General features: G+C 69.8%; 20 protein-coding genes, 1 tRNA gene and 1 pseudogene. 16 read left to right on the top strand and 6 right to left on the bottom strand.

All coding sequences use genetic code 11. The features are described from left to right. Window positions 1–153: 153 nt before the first annotated feature. Window positions 154–239 (bottom strand) — tRNA-Leu (locus DAA40_RS13290). 141 nt (window positions 240–380) lie between these two features. On the opposite strand from DAA40_RS13290, the gene DAA40_RS16260 reads away from it, so the two are divergent. Next, window positions 381–533 carry a hypothetical protein gene (locus DAA40_RS16260; protein ID WP_158716438.1) on the top strand — a complete coding sequence of 51 codons (153 nt, stop codon included), beginning with the start codon at window positions 381–383 and terminating at the stop codon, window positions 531–533. Here the strand turns inward: DAA40_RS16260 and DAA40_RS13285 are convergent. Both DAA40_RS13285 and DAA40_RS13280 read right to left on the bottom strand, forming a co-directional pair. Next, window positions 514–915: a multidrug efflux SMR transporter gene (locus DAA40_RS13285; RefSeq protein ID WP_106850237.1), complete on the bottom strand. Its 402-nt coding sequence runs from the start codon at window positions 913–915 to the stop codon at window positions 514–516. The genes DAA40_RS16260 and DAA40_RS13285 overlap by 20 nt on opposite strands. A 1-nt stretch (window position 916) precedes the next feature. Next, window positions 917–1231 (bottom strand): multidrug efflux SMR transporter, encoded by a 315-nt coding sequence (locus DAA40_RS13280; RefSeq protein WP_106850236.1) that lies wholly within the window; start codon window positions 1229–1231, stop codon window positions 917–919. A gap of 94 nt (window positions 1232–1325) precedes the next feature. On the opposite strand from DAA40_RS13280, the gene DAA40_RS13275 reads away from it, so the two are divergent. The 4 genes from DAA40_RS13275 (at window position 1326) to tpx (ending at window position 3614) form a co-directional block, all read left to right on the top strand. Further along, a complete protein-coding gene (locus tag DAA40_RS13275; protein WP_106850235.1) occupies window positions 1326–1913 on the top strand; it encodes a TetR/AcrR family transcriptional regulator in 588 nt (195 codons plus the stop codon). A 72-nt stretch (window positions 1914–1985) separates the two neighbouring features. Then, window positions 1986–2585 carry an isopentenyl-diphosphate Delta-isomerase gene (idi, locus tag DAA40_RS13270; RefSeq protein ID WP_106850234.1) on the top strand — a complete coding sequence of 200 codons (600 nt, stop codon included), beginning with the start codon at window positions 1986–1988 and terminating at the stop codon, window positions 2583–2585. A 10-nt stretch (window positions 2586–2595) separates the two neighbouring features. Continuing rightward, window positions 2596–2961 (top strand): DUF3072 domain-containing protein, encoded by a 366-nt coding sequence (locus DAA40_RS16510; protein WP_199849776.1) that lies wholly within the window; start codon window positions 2596–2598, stop codon window positions 2959–2961. 155 nt (window positions 2962–3116) lie between these two features. Next, on the top strand, window positions 3117–3614 hold the full coding sequence (tpx, locus tag DAA40_RS13260; RefSeq protein ID WP_106850233.1) for a thiol peroxidase: 498 nt from the start codon (window positions 3117–3119) through the stop codon (window positions 3612–3614). A gap of 119 nt (window positions 3615–3733) precedes the next feature. On the opposite strand, the gene DAA40_RS13255 is transcribed toward tpx, so the two are convergent. Both DAA40_RS13255 and DAA40_RS13250 read right to left on the bottom strand, forming a co-directional pair. After that, the gene (locus tag DAA40_RS13255; RefSeq protein ID WP_106850232.1) at window positions 3734–5323 is read right to left on the bottom strand and encodes an ABC transporter permease; all 1590 of its coding nucleotides are present in this window, start codon (window positions 5321–5323) and stop codon (window positions 3734–3736) included. Beyond that, window positions 5320–6222: an ABC transporter ATP-binding protein gene (locus DAA40_RS13250; protein ID WP_106850231.1), complete on the bottom strand. Its 903-nt coding sequence runs from the start codon at window positions 6220–6222 to the stop codon at window positions 5320–5322. Before DAA40_RS13250 ends, DAA40_RS13255 begins: the two co-directional genes overlap by 4 nt. A 64-nt stretch (window positions 6223–6286) precedes the next feature. Here DAA40_RS13250 and DAA40_RS13245 point away from each other — a divergent pair, with 64 nt between their 5' ends. The 3 genes from DAA40_RS13245 to glpK all read left to right on the top strand — a co-directional run bounded on the left by DAA40_RS13245 (window position 6287) and on the right by glpK (window position 10331). Further along, window positions 6287–6943 carry a TetR/AcrR family transcriptional regulator gene (locus DAA40_RS13245; RefSeq protein WP_199849775.1) on the top strand — a complete coding sequence of 219 codons (657 nt, stop codon included), beginning with the start codon at window positions 6287–6289 and terminating at the stop codon, window positions 6941–6943. A 110-nt stretch (window positions 6944–7053) separates the two neighbouring features. After that, window positions 7054–8814: a glycerol-3-phosphate dehydrogenase/oxidase gene (locus DAA40_RS13240; RefSeq protein WP_199849774.1), complete on the top strand. Its 1761-nt coding sequence runs from the start codon at window positions 7054–7056 to the stop codon at window positions 8812–8814. A gap of 5 nt (window positions 8815–8819) precedes the next feature. Beyond that, window positions 8820–10331 (top strand): glycerol kinase GlpK, encoded by a 1512-nt coding sequence (gene glpK / locus DAA40_RS13235; RefSeq protein ID WP_106850230.1) that lies wholly within the window; start codon window positions 8820–8822, stop codon window positions 10329–10331. Window positions 10332–10405: 74 nt separating this feature from the next. Here glpK and DAA40_RS13230 read toward each other — a convergent pair whose 3' ends face one another. Next, window positions 10406–11944 (bottom strand): aldehyde dehydrogenase family protein, encoded by a 1539-nt coding sequence (locus DAA40_RS13230; RefSeq protein WP_106850229.1) that lies wholly within the window; start codon window positions 11942–11944, stop codon window positions 10406–10408. Between the two features lie 309 nt (window positions 11945–12253). On the opposite strand from DAA40_RS13230, the pseudogene DAA40_RS16785 reads away from it, so the two are divergent. From DAA40_RS16785 to pknB, 8 genes and pseudogenes are all read left to right on the top strand, one after another. Then, window positions 12254–12547 (top strand): annotated as a pseudogene (locus tag DAA40_RS16785) (DUF3662 domain-containing protein); the annotation flags it as partial. A gap of 274 nt (window positions 12548–12821) precedes the next feature. Further along, window positions 12822–13079 carry an FHA domain-containing protein gene (locus DAA40_RS16780; RefSeq protein WP_234356416.1) on the top strand — a complete coding sequence of 86 codons (258 nt, stop codon included), beginning with the start codon at window positions 12822–12824 and terminating at the stop codon, window positions 13077–13079. A gap of 23 nt (window positions 13080–13102) precedes the next feature. After that, entirely contained in the window at window positions 13103–13564 is a 462-nt protein-coding gene (locus DAA40_RS13220) for an FHA domain-containing protein (RefSeq protein WP_106850569.1), read from the top strand. Beyond that, entirely contained in the window at window positions 13561–14928 is a 1368-nt protein-coding gene (locus DAA40_RS13215) for a PP2C family serine/threonine-protein phosphatase (RefSeq protein WP_106850227.1), read from the top strand. The genes DAA40_RS13220 and DAA40_RS13215 overlap by 4 nt, the downstream gene beginning before the upstream one ends. 1 nt (window position 14929) lies before the next feature. Then, window positions 14930–16672, top strand: coding sequence for an FtsW/RodA/SpoVE family cell cycle protein (locus DAA40_RS13210; RefSeq protein ID WP_106850226.1), 1743 nt, complete (start codon window positions 14930–14932; stop codon window positions 16670–16672). Further along, on the top strand, window positions 16669–18147 hold the full coding sequence (locus DAA40_RS13205; protein WP_106850225.1) for a penicillin-binding protein 2: 1479 nt from the start codon (window positions 16669–16671) through the stop codon (window positions 18145–18147). The genes DAA40_RS13210 and DAA40_RS13205 overlap by 4 nt, the downstream gene beginning before the upstream one ends. Continuing rightward, window positions 18147–19814, top strand: a complete 1668-nt coding sequence (locus DAA40_RS16505) for a serine/threonine-protein kinase (RefSeq protein ID WP_199849773.1) — start codon at window positions 18147–18149, stop codon at window positions 19812–19814. Before DAA40_RS13205 ends, DAA40_RS16505 begins: the two co-directional genes overlap by 1 nt. Beyond that, entirely contained in the window at window positions 19811–21604 is a 1794-nt protein-coding gene (gene pknB / locus DAA40_RS13195) for a Stk1 family PASTA domain-containing Ser/Thr kinase (protein WP_106850224.1), read from the top strand. Before DAA40_RS16505 ends, pknB begins: the two co-directional genes overlap by 4 nt. The last annotated feature ends 1 nt before the right edge of the window (window position 21605 follow it).

The raw sequence follows: 21605 nt of genomic DNA, 5'->3' as shown, positions 1-21605 counted from the left end.
ACGGCCCGGCCGCTCAGCGGGTGAACAACAGGCGGCCGGCGGGTGAAAACGTCTCGCGATCCGGGCTCCAGAGGGCCGCGTCGCTCGAATGGCGCCCACTCATGCGAATCGCCCCCGACCCTAGAGCAACTCTAGGGTCGGGGGCGATTCAGTTGGTGGGCAAGGGGGGACTTGAACCCCCACGTCCTTGCGGACACTGGCACCTGAAGCCAGCGCGTCTGCCATTCCGCCACTTGCCCGTGACTGCGACGAACAAGGTTAGCACGATCTGCGAAGGCCCCGGCGGGCAGGTTGGCCGACTTGCACGCGCGCTCGACAGGCGCGGCGAACTCGTGGGGTTGGATGGGGAGATGGGTGTGCGCGGGTAGTGGGAGCAGCGGGTGCTGCCGCGGGTGATCGACCGCTCCATGAGCAATCCGGCGGCTGACCCCTGGCGCGTCCGGATCGACCGGCAAGGGTTCGTGCTGCGCGGAATCTCGAAGCCGTTCACCTGGTTCACCAGCGGCAGCGCCGTCATTGCTTCGGACGGCTGACGACCTTCAGCGTGATCAGGGCGAGGATCAACCCAGCGACGAGAAGCATGCGGAGCAGATTCGTCGGGTCGTCGAACACGAGGATGCCGAGGATGAATGAGCCGACTGCGCCGATGCCGGTCCACACTGCGTAGCCGATGCTGAGCGGCACGGTCTTGATGCCCTCCGCCAGGCACTCGAAGCTAATGACCGCGCACACGATGAACATCGGCAGGTACCGCGAATCCTGCTGCTCCATCTTCAACGCGAAGACGAATCCGACCTCGAACAGGCCGGCGATCAGGATCCAGGCCCAGCCGGAGATCCCGGCCCGCCCCCTGCCCGCCGCGGTCGTCGCTGCCGGCCGGCTCACCACCCAGGACCTTTCCTCGCCGCCGGGCATCTCACTCACCCACCAGCTTCAGTCCGACGATGAGCGCGATCACGACTCCCACCACCGCGTACACCTTGGGGCCGGGACGCTCCTTGAACAGCAGCGCGCTGACCAGCACAGTGCCGACCGCACCGATACCGGTCCACACGGCGTACGCCGTACCCATCGGGATGGACTTGATCGCCTCGGCGAGCAGCCCGAAGCTGATCAGCACGCAGGCCAGGAAGCCCCAGAACCACCTCTTGTTGCGCTGCTCGAGCTTCAGGCAGGTCGTGAACCCGACCTCGAAGACCCCCGCCAGCGTCAGCGCGAACCACGGACTCATCAGCACCTCCTATTTCGCTCGATTGTGCTATTTAATCGGCGATTCTTTTTAGCACGATTGGGCGAAGTGGGCAACGACGTGCTAGAACGGATCCATGCCCCGCATCGTCGACCACGAGGAACGCCGCCGTGAGCTCGCCGCTCACGCCTGGGCGCTGATTCGCGACGACGGCCTGCGGGGCGTCACGATCCGGGCGCTGGCCGAGCGCAGTGGCTGGTCCAGCGGCGCCGTCCGCCACTACCTGCCCACCCGCGAGGCGATCATGACCTTCGCCGCCCAGCAGATCGTCGCGTGGACCCGTGACTACATCCAGTCGCTGCCATTCACCGGTGACCCGGTCGACGACTTCCGCATGGCGCTGCTGGGCACCCTTCCGCTCACCGACGACACCCGCGCCGTCCTCGAGATCTGGCTGGCGTTCGCCGGAGAAGCGGTTCGTGGCGACGCAGCCGCCCAGCAGGCACTGCTCTACGACCATCTCGACGAGTTCCTGCTCAGCGCGCTGGGCCAGCTTGCGGACGCCGGCTACCTCCAACCCGACGACGCCGAGCCCGCCGCGCGCGAGCTGCATGCGCTCCTCGACGGCATCGCCGTGCACGTCCTGCTGGGAAAGGTCGAGCCCGTCGCCGCCGAAGCCGCGGTCGACCGCTGGCTGGAACGCACCCTCAGTCGCCAGGGCTGACTAGCCTGGCGTCATGCCCACCATGCGCTCAGCTTCGACACCCACCTCGCTGCTGAACCGAGGTGATCGCGCATGAGCGCCGAACAGGTGGTGCTGGTGGACGACGACGGGAACCGTCTCGGAACCGAGGCGAAGTCCACGGTGCATCATGCCGATACCCCGCTGCATCTGGGATTCTCCTGTTATGTCGTCGATTCAGCCGGCCGTGTCCTGCTCACGACCCGTGCGGCCGGCAAGACCTTTCCTGGTGTCCTGACAAACTCGTTCTGCGGTCACCCGGCTCCCGATGAGCCCCTCGAGGACGCCGTACGCCGCCGCGCCGCCGACGAGCTCGGGCTCACCCTCACCCGGGTGCACCTGGTACTGCCGGACTTCCGCTATCGCGCCGAGATGAACGGGATCGTCGAGAACGAGCTGTGCCCGGTGCTGGTCGCGCTCACCGAGGACGACCCGCAGCCGCGCTCCGACGAGGTCGCCGAGATCGAGTGGGTGCGGTGGACCGAGCTGCGCGACGACGTCCTCGCCGGACGGCGCACGGTGTCCCCGTGGTTCGCCGAGCAGCTGGCGGTGGTCGGCGAGCTGCCCGATGATCCGCTCGCCTGGCCCGAGGGCGACCCGTCACTGCTGCCGGCTGCGCTGACGATGACGGCGCGCTCCGCCGAGCAGGATTAGGGTCGAGGGCATGACGAGCCAGCATCCCGGTGACCGCAGCGATGAGCTCGGCCCCCTCCCCGACGCGCCCGAGCCACATCAGCAGGAGTCGGCGTCCGCCCCGCTCCAGCCGGAGGCGGCAGGCGACGCCCGCCGCGACCCGAAGGCCGAGGCCCGGGAGCAGAATCGCGGCGAGACCCTCGGCGGTGAACAGCCCCGCGGTGGACTGCAGAAGGATCCCGACGACTGGGTGACCGGCGACCAGCCGATGACCGAGGCGCAGCGCAGCTATCTGGACACGCTGGCGCGCGAGGCCGGCGAGGAGATCCCGGCCAATCTCACCAAGGCCGAGGCCTCCGAGCACATCGACCGGCTGCAGAAGGGCCGCCCGAGCTGACGGCGGACGGCCCTGCTGGGGCGCGGACCCACGACGAGCGGCCTGCTCAACCCGGACAACGGCGAGCAGCCTGCTCAACCCCGAACCCACCGCCGTCGGCCTGCTGGGGCGGCGGACCGACGGCGAGCGAACACCTGCTGTGGTAGCAAGTACCCATGGCAACCACAGCTTTCAAGGGCAACCCTGTCAACACCTCCGGAGAGCTCCCCGCGCAGGGCAGCAAGGCTCCCGCCTACCATCTGACCGGCTCGGACCTGTCCGAGGTCACCCCTGAGACCTCGCAGGGCAAGCGGGTCGTGCTGAACATCTTCCCTAGCGTCGACACCGGTGTCTGCGCGGCGAGCGTGCGCAAGTTCAACGAGCTCGCCACCGGCCTGGACAACACAGCCGTCATCAACGTCTCGGCCGACCTGCCGTTCGCGCAGGCCCGCTTCTGCGGCGCCGAGGGCATCGAGAACGCCTCCGCCGCCTCGACCTTCCGTGACGACTTCGGCCAGCAGTTCGGCGTCACGATGACCGACGGCCCGCTGCGCGGTCTGCTCGCGCGCTCGGTCGTCGTCCTCGACACCGACGGCACCGTGCTGCACAGCCAGCTCGTGCCGGAGATCGGCCAGGAGCCGGACTACGACGCGGCGGTCGCCGCACTCGGCTAAACTCCTAGCCTGTTCAAAACGCAGCGCGAGAGGCGGAGCGTCGCACTATGTGCGATGCCTCGTCTCTCGCGCTGCGTTTTCAGCTGCTCCGGTGCTGAGCTAGGCGGGCCTAGCTCTGCCTAGCCGGCGACGAGGTCACGGCGGCTGAACCGCCATAGCCCACCCACGACCAGCGCGAGCGCGATTCCCACGAGGACGGCAATCGCCGTCCCGTCGGCCGGGCCGATCGGCACATTGCCGACTACGTACAGCGGCGAGAGGTCGCGCGCCCAGCCGGCCAGCTGCAGCGCCTCGGCGAGGATCCCGACGACGGCCGCCCAGCCGACCAGCAGCCACGCGAGCGACGTGGACGACGGCGCCAGCGCATGCAGCATCGCAGCCACCGCGAGAATGAACACCACCGCCGGGGTGAGCGCGAGACCAGCCTCCAGGCTGGAACGGACGCTGTCACCCTTCTCGGTGACGAGCGCGGTCGTCACGCCGACGCTCAGCGACGATGCCAGCAGCACGACGGTCGTCTGCACCGCCACAAGCACCACCCAGGTGCCCCACACCCGCGCCCGGCCGATACCGGTCGACAACGGCAGCGCGAGCCGGCCCGCCTGCTCTTCACGCGACAGCCTGCCGATCCCTTGGACGGCGAGCGACGCTGTGCCGATCGCGGCGATCAGCATCGCCATGACCGTGATGAGCTGCTCCGGTCGATCGACCCCCAGCGCCTCGGTGATCGCCGGGTTCGCGGCGACCAGGTCGGTCATCTCGCTGGACAGCGAGCCGATCGCCACACCCCACACGACCAGGCCGCCGAGCCATCCCCAGAACGCCCCGCGGGTGAACCGCCACGCAAGCCCCAGCGGCGTCCCCAGCCCGCGGCGTGCCGTTGCCGGTCCGCGGGCCGCACCGATGAGCCCACCGCCAAGGTCACGTCGCAGGGTCAGCAGGACGGCGGCCGCGAGCGCCACCGCCACGAGCACACCGAGCGCAATCAGCGGCCACCATCGGGTCGCGCCCCAAGGACGTATCTCGGCCAGCCAGCCCATCGGGCTCAGCCAGGTCGTGCTCCAACTGCGGCCGTCGACGACCGCCCGCACCAGGAAGGTCACGAGCACAGCGAGCATCGTGAGGCCGTAGGCCGTTCGCGACTCACTGCTGAGCTCGGCAGCGACCAGCGCGAGCGCGCCGTACGCCAGCCCGAACAACCCCAGGCCCAGACTGTAGGTCCACGAGCCGCCGGCCGCGTAACCGATCGCGGTCATGCCGCTGGCGGTCGCGACCACGAACAGGGCGACGGCCTCCAGCAGCACCACGGCCGCAGCGGTCATGGGTGCCAGCCGCCCGACCCGGCCAGCGCGGATCAGCTCGGTGCGGCCGGCGTCCTCCTCGGAACGGGTGAGCCGGATCGCCAGGTGCGACATCACGATCGGCAGCGCCAGCAACCCCATGAAGCCCACCTCGAACGCGGCAATGCCGCCGAGGGTGCTCAGGTCGTAGCCGCGGCCGTTGAACGCCGCGGACGCCGGGGCGGCGCTCATCGACGCCTCGTAGGCCAGCCGCGCCTCGAGCGTCGGGTAGAGACCCTTGATGCTCGACACGGTCGCGAGCACGAGCGCCATCAGCAGGACGGTCCACAGCAGCAGGCTCTTCCACCGGCTCCGCAGGTGGGCGCGGGCCATTACGAGGGTGCCGGTGAACGGCGCGTGCCCGATCATGACTCCGCCCCGTAGTGCTCGAGGAACAGTTCGTCGAGCGAGGGTGGGCGGACGACGAGCGCCGCCGGGCCGGCCGCGGCCACGGCAGTGACCGCCTCGGCGAGCTGGTCGCGGGTCACCGACAGCTCGGTGTGCAGCACGCCGTCCACCTGCTCGCACGCCGGGTCGTAGCGCTCGATGCCGAGGATCGGCGCCGTGGTGGTGGCGCGGATCGTGGTGCGGGTGCCGGCGCGCAGGTCGTCCAGGCTGCCGGTCGACACGGTGCGCCCGGCCCGGATGATTGTGACGCGGTCGCACAGCGCTTCGACCTCGTCGAGGATGTGGCTGGACAGCAGCACCGTGCGACCCTCGGCGTGCAGCTCGCGGATCGTCTGCTGGAAGGCGGCCTCCATCAGCGGGTCGAGGCCGGACGTCGGCTCGTCGAGCAGCAGCAGCTCGGCGTCGCTGGCGAGCGCGGCGATCAGCGCGACCTTCTGGCGGGTGCCCTTGGAGTAGGTGCGGGCCTTCTTCGTCGGGTCGAGCTCGAAGCGGTCGATCAGCTCCTCGCGGCGGCGGGGCTCGCCACCGCCCCTGAACTGCGCAAGCAGGTCGATGCACTCGCCACCGGACAGGCTGGGCCACAGCATCGTGTCGCCGGGCACGTGGGCGAGGCGTTCGTGGATCCGGACGGCGCCCGCCATCGGGTCGAGTCCGAAGCCCGTCAGCGCCCCGCCGGTGAGCCGCAGCTGGCCGAGGATCGCGCGGATCGTCGTCGACTTGCCCGAGCCGTTCGGTCCGAGAAAGCCGTGCACCTCTCCGGCGTGCACGACGAGGTCGAGGCCGTCAAGGGCCTTGGTCGACCCGAAGTGCTTCTGGATCCCTGTCGCGCTAATCGCCGAATCTGAGAGTGACTGTCTCATGAGAGTCACTCTACTCCGGACTGATCGAATCTGCAAGTCACTGTCAGGTAGGTAGACTGGTCGTATGACCACCAGCGGCGACGCGTCCACGCCCGAGCTTGCGGACCTCGTCGCCGGCGCGCCGCGGATGGGCCTGCGCGAGCGCAAGAAGGCCGCGGCGATGCGCCGGCTGCAGGAGGTGGCCGTCGAGCAGTTCGAGGAGCACGGCTTCGACGCGGTCACCATCGAGCACATTGCCGCGCACGCCGAGGTCTCCCCCAGCACCGTCTACCGCTACTTCGGCACCAAAGAAGCGCTGGTGCTGCGGGACGAGTTCGACGACCAGATTCTCGCGCTGGCGCCGGTGCTGCTTGCCGAGCACGACGTCTACACCGCGTTCGAGAAGGCGATCGAGCTGATCGCCGCACAGCACCTGGCAATCCCGATGGAGATGGCCTGGCGGCGAACCAAGATCTGGATGGAGACCCCTTCGATCCGGGGCGCGGGCTTCCTCATGGCCGAGGAGATGGCGCACGCGCTGACGCCGCTGGTCGTCGCCTCACCGGTGAACGACCTCGATCACGACGCGGCGCACATCGTGTGCACCGCGGCGGTGATGGCGATCTTCGCCGCAATCGAGAACTGGTACCGCAGCGAACGCCAGGCCGACATGCTGACCCTGGCCGCGGACGCCGTCCGCCTGGTCAAGCCGGCATGGGCCGCTAAGGGGTCCGATCAGTAGCTCGGGGGATCAACAGCCCGTATTCACACCCGGTGACACCCGCACCGTGGGACGATGGAAGGCGCTGGGCCTTGCGGTTCCCGCAGGTCGCGAAGGAGAAGAGGTATGACGTGACCAGCACCGCACTGACCGCCCGATCGCGCGAGCGCGCACTGCAGCAGATGTCGGACGGCGAAGGCGTCGACATCCTCGTCATCGGCGGCGGGGTGACCGGCGCCGGGATCGCGCTGGATGCCGCCACCCGCGGCCTTCGCGTCGCGATCGTCGAGGCGCAGGACTGGGCAGGGGGCACCTCGGCGTACTCGAGCAAGCTCGTGCACGGCGGGCTGCGCTATCTCTACAACTTCGACATCTCGCTGGTCGCGGAGGCGCTGCGTGAGCGCGGCTTGCTGATCAACCGCATCGCCCCCCACCTGGTCAAGCCGCAGCCTTTCCTCTGGCCGCTGAAGAATCCGGTCGTCGAGCGTACCTACAGCGCCGTCGGCGTCGGCATGTACGACATGCTGGCGCAGATCGGTGGCCGGGGCCGCCGCGTCGTCCCCGGCCAGAAGCACTACTCGAAGGACGGCGCGAAAGCCCTCTTCCCCGACCTCAAGGACGATGCGCTCGCGGGCGCGATCCGCTTCCATGACGCGCGGGTGGACGACGCCCGGCTCGTGATCGACCTGGTCCGCACCGCCGCGGGCCTCGGAGCGCTCGCGGCCAGCCGCACGCAGGTCACCGGCATCACCAAGGACGCCGACGGCCAGGTCACCGGCGCGACAGTGCGCGACCTCGAGGGCGGGCGAGACCTGCACATCAACGCACGCTACGTCGTACAGGCCACCGGCGTCTGGACCGAGCGCACGCAGGACCTCGCGGGGACCGACGGGGGGCTGGAAGTGCTTGCCTCCAAGGGAATCCACATCGTCGTCCGCAAGGCGGCGATCGACGGCTCGACCGGTGTCTTCGTGCGGACCGAGAAGTCGGTGCTGTTCATCATCCCGTGGGAGCGCTACTGGATCATCGGCACCACTGACACCCCGTGGTCCGAGGGCCTGCAGCATCCGGTGGCGACCTCCGCCGATATCGACTACGTCCTCGAGCACACCAACGAGGTGCTCGAGCGGCCGATCGGCCGCGACGACATCATCGGCGTGTACGCCGGCCTCCGGCCTCTGCTGCAGCCCAGGACGAAGGATCCCGAGGCGTCCACCAAGGTCAGCCGCGAGCACACCGTCACCGAGGTCGCTCCTGGGATGTGCGCGATCGCCGGCGGCAAGCTGACCACCTACCGCGTGATGGCCGAGGATGCCGTCGACTTCGCGATCACCGCCATGGAAGGAAAGGACGCCGTCAAGCTGCATCCCTGCCTAACCGAGAAGACGCCACTCGTCGGCGGCGCGACGTACGCCGCGGTGGCCGCGAACGCGGGACGGATCGCCACCGAGCGTGACTGGCCCGCAGAGCGGGTCGAGCACCTGCTCGGGCGTTACGGTGACGAGATCGGTGTGCTGCTGGACATGATCGACGCGGACCCCCGGCTCGGCGAGCCGTTGCTCGACGCGCCTGCCTATCTGCACGCCGAGGTCACGTTCGCGGTGACTCACGAGGGCGCGCTGCACCTCGAGGACGTGCTGCGGGCACGGGTGCGCCTGGACTACGAGATGCGCGACCGCGGCCTGGTGTGCGCACCCGAGATCGCGGCGATCATGCAACCCCTACTGGGCTGGAGCGACGAGCAGACCGACCGGGAGATCACCGCCTACCGCGAGCGCGTCTCGGCGGAGGCGGCAGCGGAGGCGGTGACGACCGACGGAGCAGCCGCGGCGATCCGCGACCGGCACCAGGGCCTGGTCCCGATGCTCGAGAACTCCCCCGTCAAGGGCTGAGGTCGATGGCCGAGCAGTACATCCTGGCGATCGACCAGGGAACCACGAGCAGCCGAGCGGTCCTGGTCGACCACGCGGGCCGGATCATCAGCTCCGGGCAGCTCGAGCACGAGCAGATCCTCCCGCGGGCCGGCTGGGTCGAGCACGATCCGAAGGAGATCTGGTCCGCCGTACGCCAGGCTGCGGCCCAGGCCCTCGCCGTCGCGGAGGTTAACAAGGAGCAGGTCGCCGCGATCGGCATCACCAACCAGCGCGAGACGGCCGTGGTGTGGGACAGGACGACCGGCGAGCCGGTCTACAACGCGATCGTCTGGCAGGACACCCGCACCCAGCGCATCTGCGACGAGCTGGCGAAGGACGGCGGCGGCAAGGACCGCTACAAGGACGTCTGCGGGCTGCCGCTCGCGACCTACTTCTCCGGGCCCAAGGTGCACTGGATCCTCGAGAATGTCGACGGTGCAAGGAAACGCGCCGAAGCGGGCGATCTGCTGCTCGGCACGATCGACAGCTGGCTGATCTGGCTGATGACCGACGGCGTCCACGTCACCGACGTCACCAACGCCTCCCGCACGATGCTGATGGACATCCGCACCCGGCAGTGGAGCGAGCAGATCTGCGCTGACCTCGGCATTCCGCTCTCGATGCTGCCGCAGATCCGGTCGTCCTCCGAGGTGTACGCCGAGGGACGGCGCACCGGTCTGCTGACCGGCGTCCCGATCGCGAGCAATCTCGGTGACCAGCACGCGGCCATGGTGGGCCAGGCCTGCTTTGCCAAGGGCGATGCGAAGAACACCTACGGCACCGGCTGCTTCATGCTCATCAACACCGGCTCCGAGCCGGTGGTCAGTGACCACGGGCTGCTGACCACCATGTGCTACCAGCTGGGCGACGAGCCGCCGAGCTATGCGCTCGAAGGCTCGATCGCGGTCACCGGGTCGCTTATCCAGTGGCTGCGCGACAACCTCGGCATCATCTCGAGCGCCCCGGAGGTCGAGCAGCTCGCCCGCACGGTCGACGACAACGGCGGCGCCTACTTCGTGCCCGCCTTCTCGGGGCTCTTCGCGCCGTACTGGCGCAGCGACGCCCGCGGTGCCCTCGTCGGGCTGACCCGCTTCGTCAACAAGGGCCACCTGGCCCGCGCAGCGCTGGAGTCCACCGCCTACCAGACCGCCGACGTGATGAGCGCGATGCTCGCCGACGCCCAGGAGGGGGTCACGCTCACCGAGCTGAAGGTCGACGGCGGCATGACCGCCAACGACGAGCTGATGCAGTTCCAGGCCGACATCCTCGATGTGCCGGTGATCCGGCCCGAGGTGATCGAGACGACGGCGCTGGGTGCGGCGTACGCCGCGGGTCTCGCGGTCGGCTTTTGGTCGGGCAAGGACGAGATCCGCGCGAACTGGGCAGAGGGACGCAGGTGGACGCCGAAGATGTCAGCGTCCGAACGCGACCGGCTGCTGGGTGGCTGGCACAAGGCCGTGACGAAGTCCTTCGACTGGGTGGACGACGCCGACTAGGTCGTGGTGCGAGAGTCGCTCGCGGAGGAATGTCGCCGGTTAATCGACGGGCGCTGCACCGACCGAAGCCAGTGCTAAGCCCTCGGCGTGGTGACGGTCTGGGACTGCTCCCGGCAGAAGCCGGGCAAATACCAGGGCCCGAGGCCACCCTTGCCGGTGGTGCCGCTGGCCTTCCAGCCGGCGAAGGACTGGATGCCCGGCCAGGCGCCTGTGGTCGCGCCGGTGGGCCGGTTCACGTACACCACCCCGGCCTCGATGCGGTCCAGGAACTCCTCGACCTCGGCGTCCTGCCCGGTGTAGACGCCCGCGGACAGGCCGTAGTCGACCGCGTTGGCCTCGTCCATCGCCTCGTCGAAGGACTCTACCTTCGTGACGGTCAGGAAGGGCCCGAAGATCTCGGTGCGGGTGAGCTCGTGGTCGCGCGGCAGGCCCGTGACGACGATCGGCTCGAAGTAGAGGGTTCCCGCGCGGCGTCCGCCGCACTCGACCCGGCCGTCCTCCTGCGCCAGGGCGAGCGCCTTCTCGATCCGCTTGGCGGCGGGCTCGTCGATGACCGGGCCGACGGTCATGCCACGCTCCTCGGGCGGGCCGACCACGAGCTGCAGCGCCGCGTTCACCAGCTTGGAGACGAGCTCGTCGTGCACCTCGGCGTCCACCACCACCCGGCTGCAGGCACTGCACTTCTGCCCCGACAGGCCGTACGCCGAGCGGATGATGCCGCTGACGGCCTGATCGAGATCAGCCGAGCGGGTGACGATCGCGGGATTGCAGCCACCCATCTCCGCCAGAACCGGCTTGGCGTAGGCGCCCTTGCCCAGCGCGCGATAGATCTCCCAGCCGACCTCGGCCGAGCCGGTGAAGGCGATGCCGTCGACGTCCGACTGCGCCACCGCCTGGCCGGTCTGCAGGCCGCCGTGCACGAGGTTCACCACGCCGTCGGGCAGCTGCTCAGCGATCAGCCGGACGACGGTCGCGGTCGAGCGAGGTGCCTTGTCGCTGGGCTTGACCACGACGGTGTTGCCGGTGACCAGTGCGCCGCTCATCATGTTGACCGTCAGCGCGACCGGGAAGTTGAACGGAGAGATGACCCCGAACACGCCGTATGGCTTGAGGACGTCGGTGTTGACGTCGTCGCCCTGCGGCTTCAGCGGCGTGCGCAGCCCGTTCAGGCGCTCCATCTCGTCGCAGTACTGCCCGATCAGGTCCATCGACTCGCGGGCCTCGCCCAGGGCCTCCACCCGCGACTTGCCGGTCTCCGCGCTCAGCAGGCCGGCCAGCTCGATGACGTTCGCGTCGATCCGCTCGATCGCCTTGCGCAGCAGCGCGATCCGCTCGGCGTACGGCGTACGCCGCCAACCCTTGCTGGCCTGACGGGCCGCGGTGACCGCTCGATCGACCAGCTCGCGGTCGGCCGCGTGACTCAGCGACAGCAGCCGCTGCTCATCGCAGGGGTCACGCCGCTCGAAGGTCTCGCCCTCGGCGACGTTTGCGCCGCCGATCAGGTGGCTCAGCGGCTCGGCGGGCACCGTCCGGCCTCGTTCGAGCGCCTGCTCGAAGGGCTCGTCGAGCTCGGGCGCGATGCCAGTGGATGCGTAGTTGATCTGAACGGCCATGCCCCATGCCTACCCGGTGCCGAGCGCAGGTGTCCAGCAGGCGGCGGCCGCCCGCCGGCAAGCGGGCTTCTCGGGAGCAAGCGGGATTCTTCCGAGCGAGAGGGGATTAATCCCCTCTCGCTCGCCCGAACCCCTCCCGCTCAGCCGATCACCGCTCGGAGTGCTGGGCAGGTCGTTACGGCATCCCCACGCTGAGGTCCCTAGAGTGGTTCACTCGCCCGATACGATGGCACCAAGCCGCGGCCGCACGACACGGCCCGCCACGACCTGTCATCGTCACGACGCCGAAGCCGAAGGAGGACAAGCCCGATGGGAGTGTTCTCGCGCTTCGAGCGCAAGCTCGAGCACGGTGTGGGCAGCGCGTTCGCGCGGGTCTTCAAGGGCAAGGTGCATCCGGCCGAGATCGCCCGCGCCCTGCAGCAGGACGCCGACGACAACGCCACGCCGATCGACAAGCAGCGCACTCTGGTGCCCAACCGCTATACCGTGCGCCTGGGCGAGACCGACTACGCACACCTGCACGAGTGGGAGAAGCAGCTCACCCGCAGCCTCGCCGACATCTGCCGCGAGCACTTCGACGCCGAGGGCTACTCGACGTACGGTGCGGTCAAGGTGCGCTTCGAGCGAGACGACGCCCTGCACACCGGCGTGTTCGAGATCGAGTCCGGCGTGGACGACGCCGAGCCGAGCGTGCCGCTGCCAGCCCACGCGGCCGGCGCCGCCGAGGCGCCGGCGGCTCGGCTGCGCAGCACCCAGCACGTCCCGGGAGCGGGCCTCCCGGCCCACCAGGCCCCGGCACCGCCGCGACGGCGCCCCGCCACCGCCTCCGCAGCCCCGCTACCAGCACCTGATCGTGGTCGACGGGCCCGGCGAGCGGATGCCGCTGCGTCAGGGCCGCAACGTGATCGGGCGCGGCAGCACCGCCGACGTCCGGATCACCGACTCCGGCATCTCCCGGGAGCACGCCGAGGTCACCACGGACGGCGTCCTGGCCACCATCACCGACCTGCAGTCGACCAACGGAACCATGGTCAACGGAAAGCGCATCAGTCGCGCACCACTCCGCCACGGCGACGTCATCCGGATCGGGCGCAGCGTGCTCGTCTACCGCTACGAACCGGAGGGCCCGCGGTGACCCCCGCCATCGTCATCCAGATCATGCGCTTCGGCTTCCTGGCGCTGCTGTGGCTGTTCCTGTACTTCATCTTCCGGCTCATCCGCGCCGACCTGACCGGCGCCCGTCCCCGCTCGGTGGCCCAGGCCCCGCCGCGCAACGCCGCCCGCCAGGCGCCGCCGCGCCAACACCCCGGACAGCCCCGCCGGCACCTGCCCCGCCAACTCGTGGTGACCGCGGGATCGCTGGTCGGCACCCGGATCAACCTGGGCAGCGCGCCGATCCTGATCGGCCGCGCCGACGACTCCACGCTGGTGCTCACCGACGACTTCGCCAGCTCGCGACATGCCCGCCTCACCCGCCGCAGCGACGGTGAGTGGCTGGTCGAAGATCTCGGCTCCACCAACGGCACCTATCTCGACCGGCAGCGGGTGGCGGCTCCGCTGCACGTGCCGCTCGGCGTCCCGATCAGGATCGGCAAGACGGTCCTCGAGCTCCGCGCATGACGATGTACCTGCGGTACGCCGCCCGCTCAGACCGGGGCCTGGTGCGCAGCAACAACCAGGACTCTGTGTTCGCCGGCCCGCGGCTGCTCGCCGTCGCGGACGGCATGGGTGGGCATGTCGGGGGCGAGGTGGCCAGCAGGATCATCATCGCGGCGATCGAGTACCTCGACGAGGACGATCCCGGCGGCGACATGCTCGAGGCGCTCCGCGAGGGCGTGGAGGCCGGCACGGCGCACCTGCGCGAGGTGGTGGAGGACCGTCCCGACCTCGACGGCATGGGCACCACGCTGACCGCCATGCTGTTCAACGGCAAGCGGATCGGGCTGTGCCATGTCGGGGACAGCCGCGCCTACGTCTTCCGCGACGACACGCTGCACCAGATCACCCATGACGACACCTTCGTCCAGGCGCTGATCGACGAGGGCCGCCTGACTCCGGAGGAGGCGAGCGTCCACCCGCAGCGGTCGGTGATCCTGCGCGCCCTGAACGGCATGGACGTCGATCCCGACCTGTCGATGCGCGAGGGACGCGCGGGCGATCGCTACCTGCTGTGCAGCGACGGGTTGTCGAGCTATGTCTCGGCCGAGCGGATCGAGAAGGTACTGCGCACCTCCGACACCCCCAGCGAGGCAGCAGACTCACTGATCGACTTCGCGCTGCGGACGGGCGGCCCCGACAACATCACCGTCATCGTTGCCGACCTCATCGACGACGATGCGCCCGACTCGGTGGACGGCGCCCCCGTAGTGGACGGCGCGGCCGGCGGCAACCGGGGCCAGCGGGAGACCCGCGGTGACAGCCCCGCCGCCCGCGCGGCGCTGATCGGCAAACGCGACGAGCCCGAGCCGGACGACGAGGACGACGGGGCGACCGCTGTGGAGCCGCCGCGGCGCAAGAAGCGCTGGTGGATCCTGCTGGCCGTGCTCGTGCTGCTGACCGCCGGGGTCCTGGCCACCAACGCCTACCTGAACTCGCGGTACTTCGTCGGCGTCGACGGGGACGACGTGGTCATCTACAACGGCGTCGACACCGAGATCGGGCCGGTGCGGCTGTACTCGGTCGCCGAGCGCACCGACTACAAGGTCGATGACCTGCAGAAGGCCACCCGCGTCGACATCCTCGGCGGCGTCGAAGCGGACTCCCTTGAGGACGCCCGCAGCATCGTCGGGCGGCTCGAGGACCGGCTGCTGCCCTACTGCGACCAGCTCACCCCCGAGCAGCCCGCCGAGACGCCGGCTCCCGATCCGAACGCGACCCCCGACCCCAACGCGTCCGACACGCCGGCACCCACCCAGACCAGCGCGCCCCCGGCCGGCGATAGCGCGGCATCGGCCGACTCCGACAGCTGCCGGCAGAGGCGGTGACATGACAGCGACCGCCACCCCGAGCCGCATCGCGGGGTCCCCCGCGCCCGAGCTGCCCAAGCGCCGCAACGCCGAGCTGGCCATGCTCGCGTTCGCCACGATCATCGTCATCGCTGCGCAGGTTGCCGCCGACCTGGCGATGACCGACGCGGTCGACCCGTTGCTGGTCTGGTACGCCCTCGGCTTCGTCGGGGTCTGGACCGTCGCGCACATCGCCGTCCGGATCACCGCGCCGTACGCCGACCCGGTGCTGCTTCCGTCGGTGGCGCTGCTGAACGGTCTGGGCCTGGTGATGATCAGGCGCCTGGACTTCACCGAGAAGGCCTTCGCTGAGAGCGAGGGCACCCCGGTGCCCAGCTCGAGCGCCAACCCGCAGATCGCCTGGATGGTGCTCGGCGTCCTGCTGTTCGTCGCCGTCCTCGTCGTCTACCGCGACCACCGCACCCTCGGCCGGTTCACCTTCACCCTCGGCTTTGCAGGCCTCTTCCTGCTGGTGCTGCCCGCGGTCCTGCCCGGCGCGATCGCCCCGGAGATCAACGGCGCCAAGATCTGGCTACGGTTCGCCGGCTTCTCGATCCAGCCCGGCGAGTTCGCGAAGGTGGCCCTGCTGATCAGCTTTGCGGGCTACCTCGTCGCCAAGCGCGACGTGCTGTCGCTGGCCAGCCGCAAGGTGATGGGGCTGGAGTTCCCGCGGATGCGCGACCTCGGCCCGATCCTCGTCATGTGGGGCTTCAGCCTCGTCATCCTGATGTTCCAGCGCGATCTGGGTTCGTCGCTGCTGTTCTTCGGCATCTTCGTCGCGCTGCTCTACATCGCGACCGAGAAGTTCTCCTGGGTCGTCATCGGCCTGCTGCTGTTCCTCGGCGGCGCCACCCTCGCCTACAACCTGTTCGGGCACGTGCAGCGCCGCGTCGAGGCCTGGCTGGACCCCTTCGGCTCCGGCGATGCCGGCTACCAGCTGCGCCAGTCGATGTTCGGCTTCGGTACCGGCGGCATGTTCGGCACCGGGTGGGGCAACGGTCACCCCGAGAAGGTGCCGCTGCCGAAGTCCGACTTCATCACCGCGGCGCTCGGCGAGGAGCTCGGCCTGGTCGGCATCACCGCCGTCATCGTGCTGTATGTCGTCATCGTCGAGCGCGGGTTCCGCACCTCGCTGCTGGTGCGCGACTCGTTCGGCACCCTGCTGGCCGCGGGCATCGCGTTCTCGATCGGGCTGCAGGTCTTCGTCATCGTCGGCGGTGTCACGGGGCTGATCCCGTTGACCGGCCTGACCACGCCGTTCCTGTCTGCCGGCGGCTCGTCGCTGCTGGCCAACCTGATCCTGCTCGCGCTGCTGATGCGGATGTCGGACGCCGCCCGCCGTCCCGCCGTCCGAAAGGCCCCCGCGGGGTCGGTCAGTGAGCAGACGATGGCAATGGCGAAGCTCGACGCCGACAAGATCGGCACCCAGCGCGCCCAGAAGGCGCGGGCGGCCAAGAAGCACCTCGACGCCTTCACCGGCGATCCCTCCGACGAGCTCGGGGCCCGCGCCGCGGCGATTGGCGCCGCCAACGCAGCCCAGGCGCCGCAGCAGGTGGTCGAGGAGGCAACCGCGATCCACGACGCCGGGCTGCTCAAGGACGCCGAGGCCGAGCAGGCCGAGTCCCCCGAGGCCGTCCAGCCGCCCCCGAGCGCTGCCGAGCAGTCCGGTGAGGCCGATTGGTTGCAGCGGCCCGTGGATCCGGACGGGGGTGAGCGCCGATGAAGAAGCCCGTCCGCAAGCTCGCGTTGTTCACCGTCATCCTGTTCGGCGCGCTGTTCGTGAACTTCAACTACCTGCAGGTAGTGCGCAGCGAGTCACTGCAGAAGGACCCCGGCAACACCCGCGTGCTGCTGAACGAGTACCAGAACCAGCGCGGATCGATCGTCGTCGAGGGCAATCCGATCGCCGTCTCCGAGGCCACCGACGACCGGCTGAAGTACCTGCGCACCTACCCGGCCGGCGACATGTACGCCGCTGTGACCGGCTACTACTCGATCGTGTACGGCACCTCGGGCATCGAGAAGGCCGAGAACGACGTTCTGGCCGGCACCGACGACCGTCTGGTCGGCAACAACATCTCCGACCTGTTCTCCGGACGCGACCCCAAGGGTGGCAACGTCGTCCTCACTATCAGCTCGGCGGCCCAGCAGGCGGCGTACGAGGCGCTGTCGAACCTGTCGGTCAACGGGGAGCCCGCGGTCGGCGGAGTCGTCGCCATCGACCCGAAGACCGGTGCCGTGCTGGCGTTGGTGAGCACGCCGTCGTACGACCCCAACCAGCTCTCCACGCACCAGCCGTCGCAGATCCGCGACTACGCGCAGACGCTCAGTGATCAACCGACCGATCCGCGCGGCAACCAGGCGGTCTCGGAGAACTACCCGCCCGGCTCGATCTTCAAGATCATCGACACGGCCGCGGCGCTCGAGATGGGCATCGGGCCACAGGAGCAGCTTCCGGCGCCCGATGCCTACAAGCTGCCCGGCACCCAGACGCTGCTGCGCAACTTCGACGGCAAGCCGTGCACGGCCAGCGAGACCGACACGCTGATGCACTCCTTCACAGTCTCGTGCAACACCACCTTCGCCCAGCTTGCCGTCGACGAGCTCGGTGAGGACCGGATCCGGTCGATGGCCGAGAAGTTCGGCGTCACCGAATCGCCCTTCGAGATGCCGCTGCGGGTCTCGCCCAGCACGCTCGGTGAGATCATCGACAACGCCTCGCTCGCGCAGTCGGCGATTGGTCAGCGCGACGTCCGCTTCACCGTCATGCAGGGCGCGATGCTGGCCGCCACGATCGCCAACGACGGGCAGCTGATGAAGCCCTACCTGGTGGCCGAGACCCAGGCGCCCGACCTGTCGGTGCTCGACGAGACCAAGCCGGAGAAGTTCGGACCCCGAGCGGTGTCGGCGGACATCGCCGAGGAGATCACCACGATGATGATCAGCGTGGTTGAGAACGGCTCGGGGCAGAACGCGCAGGTCAGCGGCGTGGAGGTGGCCGGCAAGACCGGCACCGCCCAGGTCTCCGAGGGCGTCAACGACCACACCTGGTTCACCGGCTTCGCGCCCGCGGATGACCCTAAGATCGCGGTAGCGGTGTTCATCAAGAACGGCGGCGGCACCGGCGGCGAGATGTCGGCTCCCATCGCGGCCGACGTCATCGAGGCCTATCTCGACAGCCTGGAGGGTGGTGGCTGATGAGCATCAAGCCGGGCATCCGCCTCGGCGATCGGTATCAGCTGCTGACCCCGATCGCCACTGGCGGCATGGGTCAGGTATGGCGTGCGGAGGACACCACCCTCCACCGCGTCGTGGCGGCGAAGATCCTGCGCAGCGAGTTCTCCGGCGACGAGACCTTCCTCGCGCGGTTCCGCGCCGAGGCCCGCAACACCGCCTCGCTCTCGCACCCGAACATCGCCAGCGTCTATGACTACGGCGAGCAGGTCCACGACAGCGAGCGGTTGTGCTACCTCGTGATGGAGTTGGTCGCCGGAAAACCGCTGGTCGACATCCTCGCCCAGGAGCGCCGCCTGTCGCCCTCGCGCACCCTCGACTACCTGGAGCAGACCGCGCTGGGTCTGGCCGCCGCGCACCGCGAGGGCATGGTGCACCGGGACATCAAGCCCGGCAACCTGATCATCCGGCCGGACGGCGTCCTGAAGATCACCGACTTCGGCATCGCGCGCGCTGCGAACGCCGTGGGTCTCACCGAGCAGGGCACGGTGGTCGGGACCGCGCAGTACTTGGCCCCCGAGCAGGCCGAGGGCAAACCGGCCCGGCCGGCGTCGGACGTGTACGCGCTGGGGGTCGTCGGCTACGAGTGCCTGGCGGGCGTTCGTCCCTTCGACGGCGACAACTCCGTCGCGATCGCGCTCGCGCAGATCCGTGACCTGCCCCGGCCGCTCCCGGCCGACGTCCCGCACAACGTGCGGACGTTGATCGAGCTCACCATGCGCAAGAACCCGGACGCGCGCTATCCGGACGGCAGGGCCTTCGTGGCAGCGGTCAAGGCGGTGCGCGAGGGCGGGATGCCGACGGCTCCGCCGTCCGCCCCGGCCACTGCCCCGGCCCCTCCGCACCAGCTGCCCGGAGGGCCCCGGCCGGACGTCCCGCCTCGGGGTCCAGGGGGTCCTGGTGCCCCGGCCGGCCCGGGCGGGCCAGCCGGTCGTGGTGCCCCGGCCGGTCCGGGCGGGCCGACCGGCCCAGGCGGTCCGGGTGCGTCGGGCGGCCCCGACCTGCACGGCGCCGCCGGTCCGACGCCACCCGGGCCGCGACCCGGGCCCGCTGGCCGACCCCCCGCTCCTCAGGGCCCGGCGGCACCCCAGCCTTATCCGGCGGCCCCGCGCGCCCAACAGCCGCCGATGGGCGGGCCGTCACCGAGCGGGCCCTCCGGGGCGCCGTCGGCTCCCCGCCACCAGGCACCACCCTCGCCACAGCCATCGGCCGCGCCCCAGCCATCAACTGCGTCGCAGGCACCGCCCACGCCCCAGCCATCGGCGATGCCGCAGGCACCGGCTCCGACCGGTGGTCTCCACCCGCCTACCGGTGGGCCGCCCACAGCCGGGGGGCCGTCGTCCGCGACCGGCAGCTACACGGGCCTGCCGACGAATTCCGTCGGTGGCGCCGGTCCGTCCGGACCGGCACCGCCAGGCAGCGGATCGGGCGCGACAGCAAAGCGCTCACTCAGCGCCCCCGAGCAGCCCAGCGGCCGCCGTACGCCCTGGGTCCTGCTCACTCTGGCCGTATTGGTGCTGATCGCGATCGTCGTCGCGATCGTCCTGCTGGTCAGCAGTGACGACGATCCCGACCCGGTGGTCAGCCACCCCCACATCACCGTCCACGAGCTGAAGGAGGAACCGCGATGAGCGCACGCGTCCTCGGCGAACGCTACGAGGTCGGGAGACTGCTGGGCTACGGCGGCATGGCCGAGGTCCTGCTCGCCCGCGACACCCGGTTGGACCGGGACGTGGCCATCAAGATCCTGCGCTCGGACCTGGCGCGCGACCACACCTTCCAGGCACGCTTCCGCCGTGAGGCTCAGTCGGCGGCGTCGCTGAACCACCCCGCCATCGTCTCGGTGTACGACACCGGCGCGGACCAGACCACCGACCCGCCGACGCCGTACATCGTGATGGAGTACGTCGAGGGTCAGACGCTGCGCGAGCTGCTGCGTCAGGAGGAGGTTCTCGAACCGCCGCAGGCCATGCGGATCACCGCCGAAATCTGCGGCGCGCTGGACTTCTCGCACCGCAACGGCATCGTGCACCGTGACGTCAAGCCCGGAAACGTGATGATCACCCCGGCCGGCCGGGTGAAGGTGATGGACTTCGGCATCGCCCGCGCGGTATCCGACACGGCCGCGACGATGACCGCCACCGCGGCCGTGGTCGGCACCGCGCAGTACCTGTCACCCGAGCAGGCCCGCGGCGAGAGCGTCGATGCACGCTCGGACGTGTACGCCGTGGGCTGCGTGCTGTACGAGCTGCTGACCGGAGCGCCTCCGTTCGTCGGTGACTCGCCGGTCGCGGTTGCCTATCAGCACGTCCGGGAGATCCCCAAGCTGCCCAGCTCGGTGAATCCCTCCGTGCCGCGCGATTTGGACTCGATCGTGATGAAGGCGCTGAGCAAGAACCCTGCCAACCGCTACCAGAGCGCCGCAGCGATGCAGGACGACCTCGACCGCGCCATCATGGGCGAGAAGATCGAGGCGGCCCCCGTCCTCACCGAGGAGGAGGCCACCACCGTCGTACCGGCGATCCCGCCGGCCGCGCTGCCGGAGACGCGCACCTACCGCGAAGAGGGGGAGGATGACTCGCGTCGGGGCATCTCGGGCAAGACCTGGGCGCTGCTCGCGGCGTTGCTGGTCGCCGTGCTCGTCGCCGCCTTCCTGGTGGTGCCGAATCTGCTCGGCGGAGATGACCCGCCGCCGGTCCAGGACGTCGCGGTCCCGTCGGTCGTCGGGCAGACGCTCGACGAGGCGACCGCCACGATCGAGGATGCCGACCTGAAGGTCGGGGAGGTCGAGCAGGTCACCAGCTCGGTCGAGCAGGCCAACCGGGTCGTGGCGCAGGATCCCTCGTCGGGCTCCGAGGTCCAGCCCGGCACCAAGGTGAATCTCTCGATCGGCGCCGGACCGGCGCAGATCAGCGTCCCCGACCTGACCGGCAAGCCGCGCGAGGAGGCCGAGGCACTGCTCGCCTCGGCCGGCCTGACCGGCAGCTTCATCGATCAGGACAGCGCTCAGTCGGCCGGCACGGTGATCAGCACGAGTCCCGGCCCGGGCGCCTCGGTGCCCGAGTCGAGCACGGTCACGGTATTCGTCAGCACCGGTCAGATCCAGGTGCCCAACGTCGTCGGCAAGACTTTCCAGGAAGCCTCAGCCACCTTGGAGGCAGCCGGGTTCACCAACGTGACGGAGGGTGCGCCGGTCGAGACCACCAACCCGTCCGCCGGCACAGTCGCGATACAGAACCCCTCGGCGGGCACCAAGGCATCACCCGGAACCGCGCGCCAGCGGCGGAGCGCCACCGCGCACCCGCCGCCCACCACGACCACCCCGCCGCCGACCCCCAGCAGTGCGCCCCCGTCGGCGACGACGACTGCTCCGCCGCCGACAAGTGCTTCACCGGCCCCTTCGACGCCTCCGACTGGTTGAC

It is taken from the genome of Blastococcus sp. Marseille-P5729 (assembly GCF_900292035.1).
In the GTDB taxonomy this organism is placed as follows: domain Bacteria; phylum Actinomycetota; class Actinomycetes; order Mycobacteriales; family Antricoccaceae; genus Cumulibacter.
Note: the sequence above shows the minus strand (reverse complement) of the source record. Positions and strands in the feature narration are given on the sequence as shown.